General features: G+C 63.0%; 1 protein-coding gene. It reads left to right on the top strand.

The window, feature by feature from the left end; translation table 11 throughout:
- Window positions 1-143: 143 nt before the first annotated feature.
- Window positions 144-566, top strand: coding sequence for a hypothetical protein (locus IVB27_RS19935; protein WP_247445023.1), 423 nt, complete (start codon window positions 144-146; stop codon window positions 564-566).
- Window positions 567-751: the final 185 nt, after the last annotated feature.

The raw sequence follows: 751 nt of genomic DNA, 5'->3' as shown, positions 1-751 counted from the left end.
TCCTGGCGCAAGCCGGCGGCGCAAACGCCGGGTCCGCAGGCGCAGGCACCGGGACGGGCGCGAGTAGCGCCAGCGCTGGTCCGTCGGCATCTTCTGGAATGGGAACGGGTGCAGGCAACGCTGGTCAATCAGCGCCCCCAGGAATGGGAACGAAAGATACTGCCACCGGCGGAAATCCAGGCATCAACGCCGAGCCGAACAATCCGAACGTTCAGCCCGCCGCGCCGGCGCGGTCGCGGTCCGCCACCCAGGCCGCAAGAAATGCCGGGGCTGGTCACGCTCAGAATGGTCTGCCGATCGGCGCGATCGGGACGGGCACGAGCAATGAGGACCAACCAGTCGGCGGCGCCTTGTCCACTCGAAACAATTCTTCGCCAGCAGCGCGGGCCGAAGGAAATGGTCTGCCGATCGGAACGCGCGGGAAGGGCGCCAGCACATCGGACCAGGTCAGCCGGGCGCGCGCCGCAGGAGCCGGTGACAAAGTGCTGGACGCAAAAGCTCAGATCGAGCGAAGAACAACAGTTTCTTCCAAACGCGTTCCCAGCCGGGTAAAATTGGGTTTGTAGTCTGAGCGAGGCAGCCCGCAGACATGAGCGATGATGCGATACTCCTTTAGTGCGTGCGGCGTTCAATAGGCGCTCGAACAGGACGACGTCACCTCAGTTCATGAGGCGGCTTCCAACCCTTCCGTCATTTATGCCGGAATGATTGATCGAATGACATGCGAGCGGCCCGACGATGTATTCGAACG

Origin of the sequence: Bradyrhizobium sp. 197 (assembly GCF_023073375.1) — a bacterium.
GTDB lineage: Bacteria > Pseudomonadota > Alphaproteobacteria > Rhizobiales > Xanthobacteraceae > Bradyrhizobium.
This window is presented reverse-complemented; position numbering and strand designations above follow the sequence as displayed.

Excerpts from the sequence above, each read along its gene's own strand:
- IVB27_RS19935 (WP_247445023.1), top strand. The coding sequence starts at position 144 with ATGGGAACGAAAGATACTGCCACCGGCGGAAATCCAGGCATCAACGCC.